The organism is Actinomadura macra NBRC 14102, assembly GCF_001552215.1.
Taxonomy (GTDB): Bacteria; Actinomycetota; Actinomycetes; order Streptosporangiales; family Streptosporangiaceae; genus Spirillospora; species Spirillospora macra.
The window spans coordinates 549135-567823 of record NZ_BCQT01000006.1 but is presented as its reverse complement, the minus strand read 5'-3'; the positions used below and the strand labels follow the sequence as shown (position 1 = coordinate 567823).

Annotated in this window: 17 protein-coding genes and 1 tRNA gene; 15 read left to right on the top strand and 3 right to left on the bottom strand. The window is 68.3% G+C overall.

Annotated elements, in window-relative coordinates; all coding sequences use genetic code 11:
* Positions 1–160 precede the first annotated feature (160 nt).
* Positions 161–1180, top strand: a complete 1020-nt coding sequence (locus AMA02S_RS11750) for an aldo/keto reductase (RefSeq protein WP_067456018.1) — start codon at positions 161–163, stop codon at positions 1178–1180.
* A gap of 112 nt (positions 1181–1292) precedes the next feature.
* A complete protein-coding gene (locus AMA02S_RS11745; RefSeq protein ID WP_067456015.1) occupies positions 1293–2081 on the top strand; it encodes a trans-aconitate 2-methyltransferase in 789 nt (262 codons plus the stop codon).
* Positions 2082–2250: 169 nt separating this feature from the next.
* Here the strand turns inward: AMA02S_RS11745 and AMA02S_RS11740 are convergent, their stop codons facing one another.
* Together AMA02S_RS11740 and AMA02S_RS11735 are read right to left on the bottom strand one after the other, a co-directional pair.
* Positions 2251–3030: a TetR/AcrR family transcriptional regulator gene (locus AMA02S_RS11740; RefSeq protein WP_245667460.1), complete on the bottom strand. Its 780-nt coding sequence runs from the start codon at positions 3028–3030 to the stop codon at positions 2251–2253.
* A 17-nt stretch (positions 3031–3047) separates the two neighbouring features.
* The gene (locus tag AMA02S_RS11735; RefSeq protein ID WP_067456009.1) at positions 3048–4001 is read right to left on the bottom strand and encodes an acyl-CoA desaturase; all 954 of its coding nucleotides are present in this window, start codon (positions 3999–4001) and stop codon (positions 3048–3050) included.
* Between the two features lie 457 nt (positions 4002–4458).
* Between AMA02S_RS11735 and AMA02S_RS11730 the strand changes: the two genes are divergently transcribed.
* The 13 genes from AMA02S_RS11730 (at position 4459) to rfbD (ending at position 18100) form a co-directional block, all read left to right on the top strand.
* Positions 4459–5217, top strand: a complete 759-nt coding sequence (locus AMA02S_RS11730; protein ID WP_067456006.1) for a hypothetical protein — start codon at positions 4459–4461, stop codon at positions 5215–5217.
* Positions 5218–5289: 72 nt separating this feature from the next.
* Positions 5290–5361: transfer RNA gene (locus tag AMA02S_RS11725), tRNA-Gln, on the top strand.
* A gap of 165 nt (positions 5362–5526) precedes the next feature.
* The gene (gene glmU, locus AMA02S_RS11720) at positions 5527–6963 is read left to right on the top strand and encodes a bifunctional UDP-N-acetylglucosamine diphosphorylase/glucosamine-1-phosphate N-acetyltransferase GlmU (protein ID WP_084264998.1); all 1437 of its coding nucleotides are present in this window, start codon (positions 5527–5529) and stop codon (positions 6961–6963) included.
* A 206-nt stretch (positions 6964–7169) separates the two neighbouring features.
* Positions 7170–8150 (top strand): ribose-phosphate diphosphokinase, encoded by a 981-nt coding sequence (locus tag AMA02S_RS11715; protein WP_067456003.1) that lies wholly within the window; start codon positions 7170–7172, stop codon positions 8148–8150.
* A 555-nt stretch (positions 8151–8705) separates the two neighbouring features.
* On the top strand, positions 8706–9326 hold the full coding sequence (locus tag AMA02S_RS11710; protein ID WP_067456000.1) for a 50S ribosomal protein L25/general stress protein Ctc: 621 nt from the start codon (positions 8706–8708) through the stop codon (positions 9324–9326).
* A 75-nt stretch (positions 9327–9401) separates the two neighbouring features.
* Positions 9402–9977, top strand: coding sequence for an aminoacyl-tRNA hydrolase (gene pth, locus AMA02S_RS11705; protein ID WP_067455997.1), 576 nt, complete (start codon positions 9402–9404; stop codon positions 9975–9977).
* A gap of 182 nt (positions 9978–10159) precedes the next feature.
* Entirely contained in the window at positions 10160–11635 is a 1476-nt protein-coding gene (locus AMA02S_RS11700; protein ID WP_067455994.1) for a sugar transferase, read from the top strand.
* Positions 11636–11753: 118 nt separating this feature from the next.
* Positions 11754–12692: a 3'(2'),5'-bisphosphate nucleotidase CysQ gene (locus tag AMA02S_RS11695; RefSeq protein ID WP_067455988.1), complete on the top strand. Its 939-nt coding sequence runs from the start codon at positions 11754–11756 to the stop codon at positions 12690–12692.
* 124 nt (positions 12693–12816) lie between these two features.
* Positions 12817–13731, top strand: coding sequence for a sulfate adenylyltransferase subunit CysD (cysD, locus tag AMA02S_RS11690; RefSeq protein ID WP_067455986.1), 915 nt, complete (start codon positions 12817–12819; stop codon positions 13729–13731).
* A 47-nt stretch (positions 13732–13778) separates the two neighbouring features.
* Positions 13779–15041: a sulfate adenylyltransferase subunit 1 gene (locus AMA02S_RS11685; protein WP_157430560.1), complete on the top strand. Its 1263-nt coding sequence runs from the start codon at positions 13779–13781 to the stop codon at positions 15039–15041.
* A gap of 169 nt (positions 15042–15210) precedes the next feature.
* Entirely contained in the window at positions 15211–16278 is a 1068-nt protein-coding gene (locus AMA02S_RS11680) for a glucose-1-phosphate thymidylyltransferase (RefSeq protein WP_067455982.1), read from the top strand.
* Entirely contained in the window at positions 16275–17264 is a 990-nt protein-coding gene (rfbB, locus tag AMA02S_RS11675) for a dTDP-glucose 4,6-dehydratase (protein ID WP_067455980.1), read from the top strand. The genes AMA02S_RS11680 and rfbB overlap by 4 nt, the downstream gene beginning before the upstream one ends.
* A complete protein-coding gene (gene rfbD / locus AMA02S_RS11670) occupies positions 17261–18100 on the top strand; it encodes a dTDP-4-dehydrorhamnose reductase (protein WP_067455978.1) in 840 nt (279 codons plus the stop codon). Before rfbB ends, rfbD begins: the two co-directional genes overlap by 4 nt.
* Here the strand turns inward: rfbD and rfbC are convergent.
* On the bottom strand, positions 18097–18687 hold the full coding sequence (rfbC, locus tag AMA02S_RS11665) for a dTDP-4-dehydrorhamnose 3,5-epimerase (RefSeq protein WP_067455976.1): 591 nt from the start codon (positions 18685–18687) through the stop codon (positions 18097–18099). The two genes, rfbD and rfbC, sit on opposite strands and share 4 nt — an antisense overlap.
* Positions 18688–18689 lie beyond the last annotated feature (2 nt).

Sequence of the window (18689 nt, the reverse complement as noted above, 5' to 3'; positions counted from 1 at the left end):
TCGCCATCGTGGTCGCCCAGGGTGGCCCTCCCAGGGAGGGTCTCCGCCCGGCCTCCCTCCCGGCCCCCGCCCGGCGTCAGAATCACGGCATGCCATCCCTCTCCCTCACCATGCCACCCCATACTGACGCCTTTGGACCGTCCACGCGGGAGGTGGCGTGATGCGGTACCGGTTGCTCGGACCGACAGGGCTCCGGGTCTCGCAGATGTTCCTCGGCGCGATGACCTTCACCGGCCCGGACGAGGCACGCGCGATGGTCGACGCCTACGCCGGCGCCGGCGGCAACGTGATCGACACCGCCTCCGCCTACGGCGACAGCGAGGAACTGCTCGGCCAGATCCTCAAGGACCGGCGCGACGGCTTCGTCCTGTCCACCAAGTACACGCTGACCCGCGACGCCAAGGACCCGAACTCCGGCGGCAGCCACCGCAAGAACCTCACCCTCTCGCTGGAGGCGAGCCTGCGGCGGCTCCGCACCGACTACATCGACCTGTTCTGGGTGCACACCTGGGACGAGAACACCCCCATCGAAGAGACCATGCGGGCACTCGACGACGCCGTCCGCGCCGGAAAGATCCTCTACGTCGGCGCCTCCAACCTCCCCGCGTGGCTCGTGTCCCGCGCGAACACCCTGGCGGAGTGGCGCGACTGGACACCCTTCGCCGGCGTGCAGGTCCGCTACAGCCTCCTCAAACGCGACATCGAGCGCGAACTGCTGCCCATGGCCGAGGCGTACGGACTGAGCGTCGCCGCGTTCGGGGTCCTCTCCGCCGGGATCCTGTCCGGCAAATTCGAGGAGGGCCGGCCACCCGGCGACACCCGCGTCGACCCCGGCACCCTCACAGCACGCGACCGGCGCGCGGCCCGCGCCGTCCGGGAGGTCGCCGCCGACCTCGGAGTGACCGCGTCACAGGTGGCGGTCGCCTGGACGATGGCCCGGTCCCGCGCGGTGCATCCGATCATCGGCGCGCGAGACGTCCGGCAGCTCACGGAGAACCTCGGCGCCTCCGACGTCGCCCTCCCGGCGGACACCGTGGCCCGCCTGGACGCGGCGGTGGACTTCGAGCCGGGATACCCGTCCGACGTCAACGCCGGGGCCCGCCCCTGGCTGCACGGCGACGTCACCTTGGAAGGCCGCCGGCCGGCTTGGGCGAACCCGAGTCGCGGTGACCTCGAGTGAGGCAGCGCAACAATCGTTGTCCACGCTGGGGCTCCAGGACCAGCTAGTCGCATCAGGCACCCCCGGGGGGATTCTTGACATCAAGATATGAGGCGGGGCATCCTATGTCTTGATGTCAAGAGATGCAGAATGGGACCCCGCACAGTACGGAGTCTTCGGAGACGAACGCGCCAGACCATTCGCCGAACTGGTCGGGCGGATCAGCGGCCCAGAACCCCGGTACGCCGTCGACCTCGGCTGCGGGCCAGGAGAACTGACCGCCACGCTCGCCACCCGCTGGCCCGACGCCGTCATCGACGCGATCGACAGCTCACCCGACATGATCGCCGCCGCACAGGCCCACAGCATCCCCGGACGGCTCAACTTCACGGTCGGCGACGTCGCGGCCTGGAAGCCGGACAAGGCCGTCGACATCATCGTGTCCAACGCCGTCCTGCACTGGGTCCCCGAGCACGACAACCTGCTACCACAATGGGTCGACGCCCTCGCCCCAGGCGGACGACTGGCATTCCAGGTACCCGGCAACTTCGACGAGCCCAGCCACGCACTACTACGGATGCTGTGCCGCTCGGACAGATGGGTCGATCGAATCGGAGACGTCCTGCAATCCGACCCCATCCTCGACCCGGCCAGATACCTGGACCTCCTGGCACGACACGGATGCCTCGTCGACGCCTGGGAAACGACCTACACGCAGGTCCTCCAAGGCGACGACCCCGTCCTCGAATGGGTCAAGGGCACCACACTCCGGCCCATCCTGACCGAACTCGACCAGCAGGAGCGCGACGAGTTCCTCGCCTCCTACCGAGACCTGCTCCGCGAGGCCTACCCCGCGGCCCCCTACGGAACCGTGTTCCCCTTCCGGCGAGTATTCGTCATAGCGCACCGAAACGCCCCATAGACGGGGTGCCGCCCGCCCACCGGGAAAGCGACTCGTTCCCCTGCGGTGTGCCAACCCGGCGGGCAGGCGGCATCCGACAACCCGGCGTCGTGACCCGACGGCGGCGACCCCGGCCGGTGGCCGACCGGACGAACTCCGGACGGCCACCGGTTCCACATCCGGGAGAACCTCACTCCTCCTGCGGCTCGCCCTCGGACTCGCGCCGACCCCTACGCTGCGCCTTCTCGGCCCTCGCCGCAGCCCTCTCCTCGGCCTTCTCCGCCTTGGCCGCCGCCTTCTCAGCGCGCTTCCCCAAACGCTCCATCTCCTTACGGCGACGGCGGGGGTCGAGAGAAGGACGCGGCTCCAGCCCGGACAGACCGTTCCAAGCGAGATTGACGATATGCGCGGCGACCTCTTCACGGCGCGGCTTGCGGACGTCCAACCACCACTGCCCCGTCAGCGCCACCATCCCCACCAAGCTCTGCGCGTACAACGACGCGAACTTGTCGTCGTAGTCATGCCGGTCGAACTCCTGGGCGAGGATGTATTCGACCTCTCCCGCGATCTCGCTCAGAAGGCTGGCGTAACTGCCGGTACCCGTACCGCCATGCGAATCACGGACGAGGATGCGGAACCCGTCCGGGCTCTCCTCGATGTACTCCAGCAGCGCCAGCGCGGCCTTCTCCAGCTTGCTCCGATAGTGGACCGCCGAATTCAGCGACTCCGTGACCAGGCTCAAGAGCTTCTCGAACTCCCGGTCGACGACGACCGCGTACAACCCCTCCTTGCCACCGAAGTGCTCGTACACCACGGGCTTGGAAACACCGGCGGCCGAGGCGATCTCCTCCACCGACGTCCCGTCCAAGCCGCGCTCGGCGAACAGAGTCCGTCCGATGTCCAGGAGCTGCTCGCGTCGTTCCTTGCCGGTCATCCGCTTTCTGCGGGCCCTGGGAGCAGGTTCTGTCACGGGATCAATTGTGGCGGTCAATTAGCCTGCTTGGTGCGTTTGGCGGAGAGCCTGTCGTGGTTCGGCCACCGGACGTCGTACGCCCAGCCCGCCTTCTCGAACACCCAGATGATCCGCGCGCTGATGTCGACCTGCCCCTTGAGGACACCGTGACGTGCACAGGTCGGGTCGGAGTGGTGCAGGTTATGCCAGGACTCACCGAGCGACGGGATCGCCAGCCACCACACGTTGCGGGACTTGTCGCGAACCTCGAACTCCTCCTTGCCGAAGGTGTGGCAGATGGAGTTGATCGACCACGTCACATGGTGGACGAGCGTGATCCGCAGGAAGCCCGCCCAGAAAAGGGCCGTGAGGAAACCCGCCCACGACATGGTGAGCAGACCGCCGAGCGCGGCCGGCAGCAGGAACGACACCGCCACCAGAGCGGGGAACAGCTTGTGGATGCGGACCATGTCCCGGTCGTCCAGCAGATCCTTCGCGAACCTCGACTTCGACGTGCGGTTGCTGTCGAACAGCCAGCCGTAGTGGGCCCAGACGAGACCCTTGCTCAACGCCTTCCAGTCATTGCCGAACCGCCACGGCGAATGCGGGTCGAACTCCTTGTCGGAATGCTTGTGGTGGCGCCGGTGGTCGGCGACCCACGTGATGACGGGACCCTCTATGGCGAGACTGCCGGCCAGCGCCATGAAAATCTTCAGCGGACGCTTGGCCTTGAACGAGCCATGGGTGAAGTAGCGGTGGTAGCCGATCGTGATCCCCGCCGCGGAGAGCACATAGAACACGGCCATGATCGCGATGTCGGTCCAGCCGAGGAACCTGCCCCAGGCGAGCGGGACGGCAGCGAACAGCGCCAGGAAGGGCACGCCGGTGAAGACCGCGACGAGCACCCGCTCGGCGTTCCCCTGCTGGTCGGGCCCGATCTCTGGGCGTCGTTGAGGTCGGGGAGGATCGAGGGCGGGGGCCGTGGTCATGTACTCACCGCTTTCCTTGCTCCTATGGGCAGCCTTACCTACGCCACCGTAACCTACGGAACCGTAAGTTGGACAGTGGTGAACCCAAATCAGTGGGAACCTGCCCCATGAGCCACAAGACTCACTTGCGTTCCAGATGTCGTCAGCCCGGGAGAGGAAGGGCCAGACAGCCCTCACCCCGGAGGAACGCTCGGCCGGCGCCGAAGGTTCACACGTCGGGTTGTCAGTTGGCGACGAACGCGGAGGCCGCTTCTTCCTCCTCGCCGACCCTGATGTCTCCGCGGAGACCGCGGTGCCGCCCGCGCCTGGGCTCGACCGGACGACACGAGGTTGGGGTGCTCCGTCCTGGAGGTTCTAAACCGTTTCGGGTGAATCGACCCAGAGATTCAGCTGCACTGAGCGATGGATCGAACACGTAGAGTTAAAAGGCTGCTAGCGTCGCGTCATGAGTGGATCAATGTCGGACGAGATCCGAGACAAGCTCAAGCCCAAGGCCATCGAGCTCCGCCGCCAAGGCTGGACCTACCGGGAGATCGCAGGCTCCCTGGATATCTCGATAAGCATCTGCTCCCTGTGGTTAAGGGATCTCCCGCGGTCTCCGCGCAAGAAGTACAGCCAGCAGAGGGCGGCCGCGATGTGGAACGGGCATTGGGTGCCGTTCCATGCGAGGCGTGAGCGTGAACGACGAGAGACGAAGCTGGCCGCCTGTCAGGAGGTAGGTCAGCTCACCGAACGGGACGTTCTCATCGCTGGGGCCGTGGCCTACCGGTGTGAAGGCAGCAAGGACAAGGCTCATCGACGCAGTGAGATGGTCGCCTTCATCAACAGCGATCCTGCGTTGATCGTCCTCTTCCTCCACTTCCTTGACGTGGCAGGTGTGTCCCTGGAGCGACTCCGTCTCCGGCTGCACATCCATGAGACGGCCGACCGGGAAGCCGCCACGGAGTACTGGTCCGCCCTAGCTGGGATCACGGCAGACCGCTTCCAGAAGCCGGTGATCAAGCGCCACAAGCCAAAGACTCTCCGCAAGAACACGTCCGTGGGCTATCGCGGCTGCCTTGAGGTCCGTGTGCTGGACAGTGCCGATCTGTACCGCCGCATCGAGGGCTGGGCCCACGGCGCCATTCTGGGGGCGGGGTTTGCCGAGGTCTATCTGACCCGACGCTCACAGCAAGCCGAGCGTCACATTCTGCGACAGGACGCGTCTGATAACTGATGTGTGCTCGCGCCCGCAGTGTCGGTATCGTGGCACCAGCCGGTTCGGCCATGTCTGGTTCGTCCCGTTTGGTCCGGCGTAGTGTAATTGGCAGCACAAGGGTTTTTGGTACCCTTAGACAAGGTTCGAGTCCTTGCGCCGGAGCTGTCGGAAATGTCCGTTCTCGGGTCATCCGGGTGGGGGGCGGCTGCGCCGGGGGCGGCGGGCGGTATCCTTCCCGTGTTGGGCGCGCTGTGGCCTGCCGTGGGCTGTTGCAGCAGGTAGATAGCCCAACCCAGGAACCTGTCCGCGACGCCGAGGAGCCTCCTAGTGAGCGCCGCCAGCCGCCCGGCCGCCGTCATCGTCCTCGCCGCGGGCGAGGGCACCCGGATGAAGTCCCGCACCTCCAAGGTGCTCCATGAGCTTTGCGGGCGCAGCATGCTCGGCCATGTCCTGGCCGCCGCCCGTGAGCTGGAGCCCGAGCGCCTTGTCGTGGTCGTCGGGCATCGTCGGGAGCAGGTCGTCGAGCATCTCGCCGAGCATGCGCCCGACGCCCAGGCCGCCGTCCAGGAACGGCAGGGCGGCACCGGGCACGCCGTCCGCATGGCGCTGGAGCAGACCGGGGCACTGACCGGGACCGTCGTGGTCACCAACGGCGACCATCCGCTGCTGCGCGGGGAGACGCTCTCCGCGCTCGTCCGCGCCCACGAGGATGAGGGCAACGCGGCGACCGTCCTGACGACCGAGATCCCCGACGCGACCGGGTACGGGCGGATCGTCCGGGCGACGGACGGCAGCGTCACCGCGATCGTCGAGCACAAGGATGCCGACGAGGCGCAGCGCGCCATCAACGAGATCAACGTCGGTATGTACGCCTTCGACGGCGCCCTGCTGGAGGACGCGCTCAAGCGCGTGACCACCGACAACGCCAAGGGCGAGGAGTACCTCACCGATGTCGTGGCGATCCTGCGCGGCGACGGGCACCGCGCCGGCGCGCACCTGGCGGCCGATTGGGTGGAGACCCAGGGCGTCAACGACAAGGTCCAGCTCGCGCAGGCGCGTCGGCAGCTCAACGACCGCATCCTTGAGGCGCACATGCGCGCCGGCGTCACGATCATCGACCCGGCCACGACCTGGATCGATGTGACCGTGACCGCCGGTTCGGACGCCGAGGTCCACCCGGGCACCCAGCTCCATGGCAGCACGCACTTGGACGAGGGTGCGCAGGTCGGCCCGAACTGCACGCTTACCGACACCCGTGTCGGTGAAGGCGCCCGCGTGGTCAATGCCGTCTGTGACGGTGCCGTGATCGGTCCGGAGGCGATGGTCGGTCCTTACGCGTACCTGCGGCCCGGTACGGTGCTGGCGCGCAGGGCCAAGATCGGCACTTACGTCGAGACGAAGAACGCCGAGATCGGTGAGGGCACCAAGGTGCCGCATCTGACCTATGTCGGCGACGCGGAGATCGGCGAGCACTCCAACATCGGCGCCAGTTCGGTGTTCGTGAACTATGACGGCGTCCAGAAGCATCGCAGCGTGATCGGGTCGTACGTCAAGACCGGCAGCGACAACATGTTCGTCGCTCCGGTCACGGTCGGGGACGGCGCCTATACGGCCGCCGGGTCGGTGATCGTTCAGGACGTGCCGGCGGGGGCGATGGGCGTCGCGCGGGCGCGGCAGCGCAACATCGAGGGGTGGGTCGAGCGCAAGCGTCCCGGCACGCCCGCGGCTGAGGCCGCCCGCCGTGCGCAGGAGGCCGAGCAGTAGGCCGGCGTGCGGGCGGGGTGACCCGTCCGCGATCACAGGACTGCCCCGCTTCAGGGTGGGGAGGTGGAGGAACAGCGGCGTTCCCCACACACAAGAGACAACACGGACAAAAGACAACCGCGCGACACGGAGACCCTTGTGCTGCGCGGGAGTGGGGACACCACCCCACGTGAGGGAACCGTTCCATTGAGGGGGAGTTGTCAGAGGTGAGTGGGATCAAAGCGAGCGGCCAGAAGAAGCTGATGCTCTTCACCGGCCGAGCCCACCCGGACCTGGCCAAGGAAGTAGCCGACAACATCCACGTCGACCTCACGCCGACGTCCGCGTACGACTTTGCCAACGGTGAGACGTTCGTCCGGTTCCTGGAGTCGGTTCGCGGCTCCGATGCCTTCGTGATCCAGAGCCACACGGCTCCCATCAACCAGTGGATCATGGAGCAGCTGATCATGGTGGACGCGTTGAAACGCGCGTCCGCCAAGCGGATCACCGTCGTCGCGCCCTTCTTCGGCTATGCCCGCCAGGACAAGAAGCACCGTGGCCGCGAGCCGATCTCCGCCCGGTTGATGGCCGACCTGTTCAAGACCGCCGGCGCCGACCGGCTGATCACCGTCGACCTGCACACCGCGCAGATCCAGGGCTTCTTCGACGGTCCCGTCGATCATCTGTTCGCCCTCGACCTGCTCGCCCAGCACTTCGAGAGCCGGCTGGACACGTCCCAGGTCACGGTCGTCGCCCCGGACGCCGGCCGGGTGCGCGTCACCGAACGCTGGTCCGACCGCTTGGGCGGTGTTCCCATGGCGATCATCCACAAGAAGCGCGACCCCGACGTCGCCAACGAGGTCAAGGTCTTCGACGTCGTCGGCGAGGTCAAGGGCCGCACCTGCGTCGTCGTCGACGACATGATCGACACTGGTGGCACCATCGTGAAGGCCGCGGACGCCCTCTTCGACCAGGGCGCCGCCAAGGTCGTCGTCGCCGCCACCCACGGTGTCCTCTCCGGTCCCGCGGTCGATCGCCTGAAGAACTCCCGCGTCTCCGAGGTCGTCCTCACCAACACCCTTCCCATCCCCGAAGACAAGCAGTTCGACAAGCTGACCGTCTTGTCCATCGCCCCCCTGGTGGCCCGCGCCATCAACGAGGTCTTCAGCGACGGCTCGGTGACAAGCCTGTTCGGAGGGCACAGCTAGGTTTGGGGGCTGGTCCTTATTGGGGGGCGACTCCCAGACCCCCGGCTGCGCGGCTCGCCATCTCCTCGCTCCGCTGGCGCTCGCTGCGGGGGCGCGGCGCGCCGGGCATGCCCGCTGCGCTCGCAGAGCTCGCTCCGCGTGCCTGTCCCGTAACCGGCGGCTGAGGTTCAGGCCGGCCGGGGTTGAGGTTCGACCTGTCGGGGTGCGGTTCAGGCCGCCGGGTGGCTGCTCAGGTGATGAGGGTGGCGGTGGTGTGGAAGCGTGGGTCCCGGTATTCACCACGGTGGTGACCATGTTGATCGCCGGTGTTGAGGGGTGCTCTAGCGCTGCCGGGCGCACCGTGCTGGCTTTGCGCGTCGCGGCCATCGGCTAGACTTGTTCAATCCGCGTATGCCCCGGGTCGTTCAGTGCGGTGCCTGGTCTGGAGCCGTACTCCCTGGGGAACGCAAAGAATCTTCGAGGCGCCTGACGCATCGAGCATCGCCTGATTCGCTCTGTCCGCAGCGGACGTCCATGCCGGACGGCCGTGGATCGCAACAACGAGGAGTTTTCGCCGTGTCCGAGGTACGCATTGCCGCCGAGCCGCGCACTGAGTTCGGTAAGGGTGCCGCGCGGCGCACCCGCCGGGCCGGCAAGGTGCCCGCCGTCCTCTATGGTCACGGCACCGACCCCCAGCACATCTCGCTGCCCGGTCACGAGCTGATGCTCGCGCTGAAGACCCCCAATGTGCTGCTGACCATCGAGGGTCTCGGGGGTGGGGCGGAGCTGGCGTTGCCGAAGGACGTGCAGCGTGACCCGATCAAGGGCTTCCTGGAGCATGTCGACCTGCTGCTGGTGAAGCGGGGCGAGAAGGTCGTGGTGGACCTGCCCGTCAATGTGGTCGGCGATGTGGTGGCGGGTGGGCGGCTCGTCCAGACCGAGGTGCAGATCTCGATCGAGGCCGAGGCGACGCACATTCCGCAGTCGGTGGATCTGGACATCACCGGTCTGGAGATCGACTCTCAGGTGCTGGCGAGGGACCTGAAGCTTCCTTCGGGGACGACGCTGGCCGCCGATGAGGAGACGTTGATCGTCCAGATCGTGGACGCGACGGTCTCGACCGAGCCGGCCGCCGAGGCGGAAGGCGAGGAGACCGAGGGCGAGGCCGCCGAGGGCGAGGGCGAGGGCGCCGAGTAGCGCGGACGCGAGCACGGGCTGTCACGGCCCCCGCAGGTGCGTGCCTGCGGGGGCCGTCGCCGGTGAGGAGTGAGGGTGAGCGCGGACGTCTGGCTTGTCGTTGGTTTGGGCAACCCGGGGCCGTCCTATGCGGGTAATAGGCACAATGTCGGGTTCATGGTGCTGGATGTGCTGGCGGGGCGGGTCGGTGGGCGGTTCAAGTCGCATCGGGCCCGTGCGGACGTGGTGGAGGGGCGGCTCGGTGGCGTGCGTGTGGTGCTGGCGAAGCCGCGGACGTTCATGAACGAGTCCGGTGGTCCGGTGAAAGCGCTCCGGGACTTCTTCAAGGTGCCGGTTGAGCGGGTGGTCGTCGTGCACGACGAACTGGACATCCCTTATGGGACGTTGCGGTTGAAGCAGGGCGGCGGTGATAACGGTCACAACGGTCTGAGGTCCATCACCAAGTCGCTAGGGGACAAGGACTACCTGCGTGTCCGTTTTGGGGTGGGACGGCCTCCTGGGCGGATGGACGCCGCCGCGTTCGTCCTGAAAGACTTCTCCGCGGTCGAACGCAAGGATCTGGCGCTTGAGGTGGAGCGGGCCGCGGATGCGGTGGAGGCACTGGTGAGTGTGGGGCTGGGCGCCGCGCAGAACACCTTCCACGCGGGTTGACCGGATTGGGCCACGACCGCTTTGAGGCGGATGCGAGTCTTGGGCCTGGCGTGATGGCAAAGCGCTCGTAAGATGCATCACTAATGAGGTTCAGGTTGTTTGTGAACCTGAAGCGCTCTTCAGCCGTCTTCGAGGTGGATCGAGCTTTCCGGGGCGCGCGTTACAAAGGTTGGTGAGGGCGTATGGCCGTCGTTGACAAGGTTCAGTCCGAGTCACCGATCAGCCACGAGCAACGTCGCCCGCAGCCGCAGAGCTGGAGTGGATGGTATCGGCGGTTCGCCGGCGCCCTCGACTTCTTCAGCATGCTGGCGGCCGGGGTGATCGCGTTCGTGCTCCGCTTCCCGGGGGTGCCCAGTGATCCGACGGTGCCGTATGTGGCCCTGACCGTGGCGCTGCCCGTGCTGTGGGTGCCGATGCTGATGCTGTGTCGGGCCTATCAGCCGCGGTACATCGGTGTGGGGTATGAGGAGTTCCACCGGGTGTTGCGTGCCGGGTTCATCTTCATGGCCACGCTCGCGATCGTCGCGTATGCCACCAAGACGGAGGTCGCGCGGGGCTATGTGATCATGGCGATGCCCCTCGGAACGTTCCTTGATCTTGTCGCGCGGTATCGGTTGCGGAAGTGGCTGCATCGCAAGCGGTGGAACGGCGACTGTATGCGGCGGGTGGTGGCGGTCGGGCACCGGACGTCGGTTCAGGACTTGATCCGGTTGTTGCGGCAGAAGCGGTACCACGGGATGGACATCGCGGCGGTGTGCCTGCCGGCTGCGCTGGCGTCGGGTGAGGACGCAGTCAGCGAGGTGGAGGGTGTCCCGGTGCTGGGCGATTTCGGTCAGGCGGCGGCTGTCGCCGATCGGATCGGTGCGGATTCCGTGGCCGTTCTGGCGTGCCCGGAGATGGACGGGGTGGCGCTGCGCCGGTTGGCGTGGCAGATCGAGCGGGATGACGTCGAGTTGGTGGTGGCGCCCGCGCTGATGGATGTGACGGGTCCGCGGATCTCGATCCGTCCGGTGTCGGGGTTGCCGCTGTTGCACGTCGAGCATCCGGAGCTGGACGGCGGCCGTAAGGTGCTGAAGGGCCTGTTCGATCGGACGGCGGCGCTGGCCGGGCTGCTGTTGCTGAGCCCGTTGCTGCTGGTCGTCGCGTTCTTGATCAAGGTGACGAGTGCGGGTTCGGTGATGTTCCGGCAGGTCCGGGTGGGGCGTGGGGGCCGCGAGTTCACGGTGCTGAAGTTCCGCACGATGGTGCGGGACGCGGAGGCCCGCAAGAGCGCTCTGATGGAGAACAACGAGAACGACGGCGTCCTGTTCAAGATCAAGCGGGATCCGCGGATCACGCGGGTGGGTCGGTGGCTGCGTCGTTACTCGCTCGATGAGTTGCCGCAGCTCATCAATGTGGTGCGTGGTGACATGTCGCTGGTCGGGCCGCGGCCGCCGCTGCCGGAGGAGGTCGCCCAGTACGGCGGTGACGTCTACCGCAGGCTGGTGGTGAAGCCCGGTCTGACGGGGCTGTGGCAGGTCAGTGGGCGGTCCGATCTGACGTGGGAGGAGTCGGTGCGGCTCGACCTGCGTTATGTCGACAATTGGTCGCTGGCGCTCGATCTGCAGATCATGTGGAAGACGTGGTCCGCGGTGTTCCGCGGTTCGGGCGCCTATTGAGCCGCCCATCCTGGCACCCCGGCACAAGCCGTCATCGGGTATCCATGAGACTGTGGGTCGACCGGGCCAGTCGGGTCGGGGTCGAGCGGACCTTTCGAGTCGGGAAAGTGATCGACGGATGACGGAGAGTGTGGCGGCGGACGACCACGCCCTGGCGGCTGAGCTCGCCACGGTGGCCGGGCGTCTGCTGCTGGGCGTACGGGACGAGGTGGGTTTCGCCGACGCGCGGGCCCTGAAGGACACCGGCGACCTGCGGGCGCACGAGTACCTCATGGCGGCGCTGGGCGAGCGCTGTCCCGGCGACGCCGTTCTCTCTGAAGAAGGCCGTTCCTCGGTCGCGGGCAAGCGTGCCCGTGGCGCCGACCGGGCGCCGACCGCCAATACCGCCGACGCCGAGCGGCTTACCGCCGGGCGGGTCTGGATCGTGGATCCGCTGGACGGGACGCGTGAGTTCTCCGAGGAGGGCCGCCGCGACTGGGCCGTCCACGTGGCGTTGTGGGAGCGGGGGAGTGGCGGGGGCCGGTTGGCGGCGGGGGCGGTGGCGCTTCCGGCGCAGGGGTTGACGTTGCGGACGGCCGCGACGGGTGGGGCGTTGCTCGTCCGGGACGATCCGGGGGAGCCGGGGACGTCGGGGCCGCGGAGCGGTGGCCGGGGCGGGTCGCCCTGTGAGGTGCCGTTGCACGCGCCTGCGCCTGATGCCGGGAAGCTGCGCATCGCGGTGAGCCGGACTCGGCCGCCCGAGTTCGTGCGGCGGCTGGCGGACGATCTGGAGCTGGATGTGGAGCTGGTGCCGATCGGGTCGGCGGGGGCGAAGATCTCCGCGGTGCTCCTCGGCGAGGTCGACGCCTACGTCCATGCGGGCGGCCAGTACGAGTGGGATTCGGCTGCTCCGGCGGCGGTGGCGCTCGCGGCGGGCGCTCACGCGTCGCGGGTGGACGGGTCGCCGCTCGTCTACAACCGGGAGGACCCCCGGTTGCCGGATATCCTGGTGTGCCATCCCATGTCGGCGTCGACGCTGCTGACCGGCATCCGGGTTCTTGAGGGAACTCTGCCGTAGCGCCCATCGTGACCCGGCGGGACGAAAACCCGGCGGGGAGACGTTCGATCCGGTGGGAAGGCATGCCGTCGATCCCCCTGCCACCGGTGTATCTGCCAGACCAGCGTGGAGAGAGCCGCAGACCATGCAGCGTTGCGATTACCTGCTATCCCAGCTAGACGTCCTCGAGGCCGAGTCCATCCATATCTTCCGGGAGGTGGCGGCCGAGTTCGAGCGGCCGGTGCTGCTGTTCTCGGGTGGCAAGGACAGCATCGTGATGCTGCGCCTGGCCCAGAAGGCGTTCTGGCCGGCGCCGATCCCGTTTCCGGTGATGCATGTCGATACCGGCCACAACTTTCCCGAGGTGATCGATTTCCGTGACCGGCGGGTCGCGGAGACGGGCGTGCGGCTGGTGGTCGCGTCCGTTCAGGAGTCGATCGATGCGGGGCGGGTCGTGGAGGAGAAGGGGCGCCGGGCGTCCCGGAACCGGTTGCAGACCGTCACGCTTCTGGACGCCATTGAGTCGCATGAGTTCGATGCGGCGTTCGGTGGTGCCCGCCGGGATGAGGAGAAGGCCCGCGCGAAGGAGCGGGTGGTGTCGTTCCGGGACGAGTTCGGGCAGTGGGATCCGAAGAATCAGCGTCCGGAGCTGTGGAATCTGTTCAACACCCGGATCGCCCGTGGTGAGCATGTCCGGGTGTTCCCGCTGTCCAACTGGACGGAGCTGGACATCTGGGACTATGTCCGGCGTGAGGAGTTGGAGTTGCCGTCCATCTACTTCGCGCACGCCCGCTCGGTGTTCGAGCGCGACGGGATGCTGCTGGCCGACCTGCCGTACGCCAACCGGGGCGAGGACGAGCCGGCCTTCGAGGCGACGGTCCGCTACCGGACGGTCGGCGACGCGTCCTGCACGGGCGCGGTGAAGTCGACGGCGGCGACGCTGGAGCAGGTGATGGAGGAGATCGCGGCGACGCGGGTCACCGAGCGCGGCCAGACCCGCGCCGACGACCGGGCGAGCGAGGCCGCCATGGAGGACCGCAAGAAAGAGGGCTACTTCTGATGGCGACCGGGCAGAGCACCCCCCCGAGGCCGGGCACCCCCAAGAGCATGGACATCCTGCGGTTCGCGACGGCGGGCAGCGTCGACGACGGCAAGTCGACGCTGATCGGACGGCTCCTGTTCGACTCGAAGTCGATCTTCGAGGACCAGTTGGAGTCGGTGGAGCGCACCAGCGCGGACCGCGGCGAGGAGTACACCAACCTGGCGTTGCTCACCGACGGCCTCCGGGCCGAGCGGGAGCAGGGCATCACGATCGACGTCGCCTACCGGTACTTCGCGACGCCGCGCCGCAAGTTCATCATCGCCGACACCCCCGGGCACATCCAGTACACCCGCAACATGGTGACCGGCGCGTCCACGGCCGACCTGGCGATCATCCTGGTGGACGCGCGCAAGGGCATTCTGGAGCAGTCCCGCCGGCACGCGTTCCTCACCACGCTGCTCCAGGTCCCGCACCTGGTGGTGGCGGTCAACAAGATGGACCTGGTCGACTACGACCAGGCCGTGTACGAGCAGATCGTGGACGAGTTCACCGCGTTCGCCTCCAAGCTGGAGGTGACCGACCTGACGTTCGTTCCGCTGTCGGCGCTGCACGGCGACAACGTGGTCGAGCGCAGCGTGAACATGCCGTGGTACGAGGGGTCGTCGCTGCTGCACCACCTGGAGCACGTCCACATCGCCTCGGACCGCAACCTCATCGACGTCCGGTTCCCGGTGCAGTACGTGATCCGCCCGCACGCCTCCACCGACCCCGAGCTGCACGACTACCGCGGCTATGCGGGGCAGGTCGCGGGCGGGGTGCTGAAGCCGGGCGACGAGGTCGTGCACCTGCCGTCCGGGCTGACCACGACGATCACGCATATCGACGGGCCGCACGGGCCGGTCGCGGAGGCGTACGCGCCGATGTCGGTGGTGCTGCGGCTGGCCGACGACATCGACATCTCCCGCGGCGACATGATCGCCCGGCCGCACAACCGGCCGGAGTCCGCGCAGGACCTGGACGCGATGGTGTGCTGGATGACCCCCGACCGGCCGCTGTCGCCGCGGATGAAGCTGGTGATCAAGCACACCACGCGGACCGCGAAGGCCATGGTCAAGGACCTGCACTACCGGCTGGACGTCAACACGCTGCACCGCGACGAGCAGGCGGCGAGCCTGGGGCTGAACGAGATCGGCCGGGTGTCGCTGCGGGTCACCCAGCCGCTGTTCGTCGACGACTACGGCCGTAACCGGCTCACCGGCGGTTTCATCCTCATCGACGAGGCCACCCACAACACCGTCGCCGCCGGGATGATCACCAGCGTGCGGTAGCCCGACGCGGAACCCGGCCCTGGCGTTGACCTGCACGGCCAGGGCCGGACGTATCGGCGTCAGCGGCCTGCGAGGCCGGTACTGTCGAGTGTCGATCCCGGCACCCCGGCTTGTTTGGAGTCCCCTTGAACGTGCCCTCCCTCCAGCGCCCGCCCCTCCCGGCCGCCGCGTGAAGGCCCTCGTGCTGGCGGGGGGTGCCGGGTCCCGGCTCCGCCCGATCACGCACACCTCCGCCAAGCAGCTCGTCCCCGTCGCGAACAAACCGGTGCTGTTCTACGGGCTGGAGGCGATCCGGGACGCGGGCATCCGCGAGGTCGGCATCGTCGTCGGCGACACCGCCGCCGAGATCCGCCGGGCGGTCGGCGACGGCTCGCAGTTCGGGCTGGAGGTGACCTACCTCGTCCAGGACGCGCCGCGTGGGCTCGCCCACGCCGTCCTCATCGCCCGCGAGTACCTCGGTGACGACGACTTCGTGATGTACCTCGGCGACAACTTCGTCGTCGGCGGCATCGACGGGCTGGTGGAGCGGTTCCGGGCGGAGCGGCCGCAGGCCCAGATCATGCTGACTCACGTGTCCGACCCGCGTGCGTTCGGTGTCGCCGAGCTGGACCTGGACGGGCGGGTCGTGGCGCTGGAGGAGAAGCCCGAGTTCCCCAAGAGCGACCTCGCCCTCGTCGGCGTGTACCTGTTCAGCCCCGCCGTGCACGAGGCGGTCGCGGAGCTGAAGCCGTCCCGCCGCAACGAGCTGGAGATCACCGACGCGATCCAGTGGCTGATCGACCATGGCCACCGGGTCGAGTCCACGGTGATCACCGGCTACTGGAAGGACACCGGCAACGTCACCGACATGCTGGAGGTCAACCGGCTCGTCCTGGAGGGCGTCGAGGCCCGGGTGGAGGGCGAGGTCGACGAGGCCAGCGAGTTGATCGGCCGGGTCGTCGTGGAGGAGGGCGCGCGGGTCACCGGGTCCCGGATCGTCGGCCCGGCGATCGTGGGCGCCTGTTCGGCCGTCCGCGACTCCTACGTGGGACCGTTCACCTCCATCGACCGGGACTGCGCGATCCTGGACAGCGAGATCGAGTACTCGATCGTGCTGCGCGGCGCGTCCATCGACGGGGTCGGCCGCATCGAATGTTCCCTCATCGGGCGTGAGGCCGAGGTCACGCCCGCGCCCCGCGTCCCGAAGGCCCACCGTCTCGTGTTGGGAGACCACAGCAAAGTGCAGATCAGCAGATGAGCGCGCGGCGGATCCTGGTGACGGGCGGGGCCGGTTTCATCGGCTCCCACTACGTGCGGGAGCTGGTCGGCGGGGCGTATCCGGCGTGGGCGGAGGTCGAGGTGACCGTCCTGGACAAGCTCACCTACGCGGGGAACCTGCGGAACCTGGAGCCCGTCGAGGGCGGGTACACGTTCGTGCACGGCGACATCTGCGACGGTGAGCTGCTCGCGGACCTGGTGCCCGGGCACGACGTCGTGCTCAACTTCGCGGCGGAGTCGCACGTCGACCGGTCGATCGAGAGCGCCGGGGAGTTCGTGCGGACGAACGTCCTCGGCGTCCAGACCCTGATGCAGGCGTGCCTGGACGCGGGGACGCCGCGGGTCGTGCAGATCTCCACGGACGAGGTGTACGGCAGCGTCGACGAGGGTTCCTGGGACGAGGACGCCCCGCTCGCGCCGAACTCGCCGTACTCGGCGGCCAAGGCGGGCGGCGATATGATCGCCCGCGCCTACGCGCGGACCCACGGGCTGCCGGTCGCGATCACCCGTTGCGGCAACAACTACGGGCCCTACCAGTACCCCGAGAAAATCATCCCGCTGTTCGTCACCAACCTGATGGACGGCCGGACGGTGCCGCTGTACGGGGACGGCGGGAACGTCCGCGACTGGATCCACGCCTCCGACCACTGCCGCGGCATCCAGGTGGTGGCCGAGGGCGGCGAACCCGGTGAGGTCTACCACATCGCCGGGACTGCGGAGCTGTCCAACCTGGAGCTGACCCGGCGCCTTCTGGAGGCGTTCGGCGCCGGCTGGGACAGGGTGGAGCGCGTCGAGGACCGCAAGGGACACGACCGCCGCTACTCCCTGTCGGACGCCCGGCTCCGGCGCCTCGGCTACGCGCCCCGGGTGCCCTTCGAGGAGGGCCTCGCCGCGACCGTCCGGTGGTACGAGGAGAACCGCGACTGGTGGGAGCCGCTGCGCAAGCGGTCGGAGGACGCCACATGACCTGGCTCGTCACCGGCGCCGGGGGGATGCTCGGCGCCGACCTCGTCGCGCGGCTGGACGACGTCGTCGCCCCCAAACGCGACGAGCTGGACATCACCGACGCCGCGGCGGTGCGGGAGGCCCTGCGGCGGCACCGGCCCCTGGTCGTCGTCAACTGCGCCGCCTGGACGGCCGTGGACGACGCCGAGACCCACGAGGACGAGGCGCTCGCCGTCAACGGCACCGCGCTTGAGGCGATCACCGCCGGGTGCGAGGAGATCGGCGCGCGGCTCGTCCACCTGTCGACCGACTACGTCTTCGACGGCACCGCCGAGGCTCCCTATCCCGAGGGCGCCCCGACCGGCCCGATCAACGCCTACGGGCGGACGAAGCTCGCCGGTGAGCGGGCCGTGCTCGGCTACGGGCGCGGCTACGTCGTGCGCACCGCGTGGCTGTACGGGGCGCACGGCAACAACTTCGTGCGGACGATGGTGCGGCTGGCCGCCGAGCGCGAGACCGTCGAGGTCGTCGACGACCAGGCCGGGCAGCCCACCTGGTCCGGTGACCTGGCCGACCGGATCATCGCGCTGGCGGGGTCCGGCGCGCCCGCCGGCGTCTACCACGGCACCAACGGCGGCTGGACGAGCTGGTACGGGCTGGCGCGCGAGGTGTTCGCGCTCCTCGGCCTCGCCCCGGACAGGGTCCGGCCGACGACGAGCGACCGGTTCGTCCGCCCGGCGCCGCGGCCGGCGTCCAGCGTCCTCGGGCACGAGCGGTGGGCCGAGGCGGGCCTGACGCCGATGCGCGACTGGAGGCAGGCCCTCCACGCGGCGTGGCCGGTGCTTCGCCCCTCCTAGCCGAGCTTGGCGTAGTAGTCGAGGCAGGACTGATAGTCGGGGAGGAGGCCGGCCCGGTGGGCCTCCTCCAGCGTCGGCGCCTCGGCGTCCTTCGGGGACAGGACGGGCTCGACGTCCGCCGGCCATTCGATGCCGATCTCGGGGTCGAGGGGGTGGACGCCGTGCTCGCGCGAGGGCGTGTACGGCTCCGAGCACAGGTAGATGACGGTCGCGTCGTCGGTGAGCGCCAGGAAGCCGTGGCCGATCCCCTCGCCGATGTACAGGCCGGAGCGGGTCTTGTCGTCCAGCCGCACCGCCTCCCACTGGGCGAACGTGGGCGAGCCCACGCGGATGTCGACGACCACGTCCAGGATCGCGCCGCGCAGGCAGGTGATGTATTTGGCCTGGCCTGGTGGAACGTCCGCGAAGTGGATGCCGCGCAGGGCACCCTTGGACGAGATGGAGCAGTTGCCCTGGGCCAGGTTCAGGCCGTGCCCGGCGTGCGCCTGGAGGTCGTCGCTCCGGAACCACTCATGGAAGGACCCGCGCTCATCACCGTGCACGGGCGGGGTGAACAAGTAAGTACCTTTGATGCCGAGTGGATCCACAT

Coding starts and splice junctions, on each gene's coding strand:
- AMA02S_RS11750 (WP_067456018.1), top strand. CDS start 161: ATGCGGTACCGGTTGCTCGGACCGACAGGGCTCCGGGTCTCGCAGATG.
- AMA02S_RS11745 (WP_067456015.1), top strand. CDS start 1,293: ATGTCAAGAGATGCAGAATGGGACCCCGCACAGTACGGAGTCTTCGGA.
- AMA02S_RS11735 (WP_067456009.1), bottom strand. CDS start 4,001: ATGACCACGGCCCCCGCCCTCGATCCTCCCCGACCTCAACGACGCCCA.
- AMA02S_RS11730 (WP_067456006.1), top strand. CDS start 4,459: ATGTCGGACGAGATCCGAGACAAGCTCAAGCCCAAGGCCATCGAGCTC.
- AMA02S_RS11700 (WP_067455994.1), top strand. CDS start 10,160: ATGGCCGTCGTTGACAAGGTTCAGTCCGAGTCACCGATCAGCCACGAG.
- AMA02S_RS11695 (WP_067455988.1), top strand. CDS start 11,754: ATGACGGAGAGTGTGGCGGCGGACGACCACGCCCTGGCGGCTGAGCTC.
- cysD (WP_067455986.1), top strand. CDS start 12,817: ATGCAGCGTTGCGATTACCTGCTATCCCAGCTAGACGTCCTCGAGGCC.
- AMA02S_RS11685 (WP_157430560.1), top strand. CDS start 13,779: ATGGACATCCTGCGGTTCGCGACGGCGGGCAGCGTCGACGACGGCAAG.
- rfbB (WP_067455980.1), top strand. CDS start 16,275: ATGAGCGCGCGGCGGATCCTGGTGACGGGCGGGGCCGGTTTCATCGGC.
- rfbD (WP_067455978.1), top strand. CDS start 17,261: ATGACCTGGCTCGTCACCGGCGCCGGGGGGATGCTCGGCGCCGACCTC.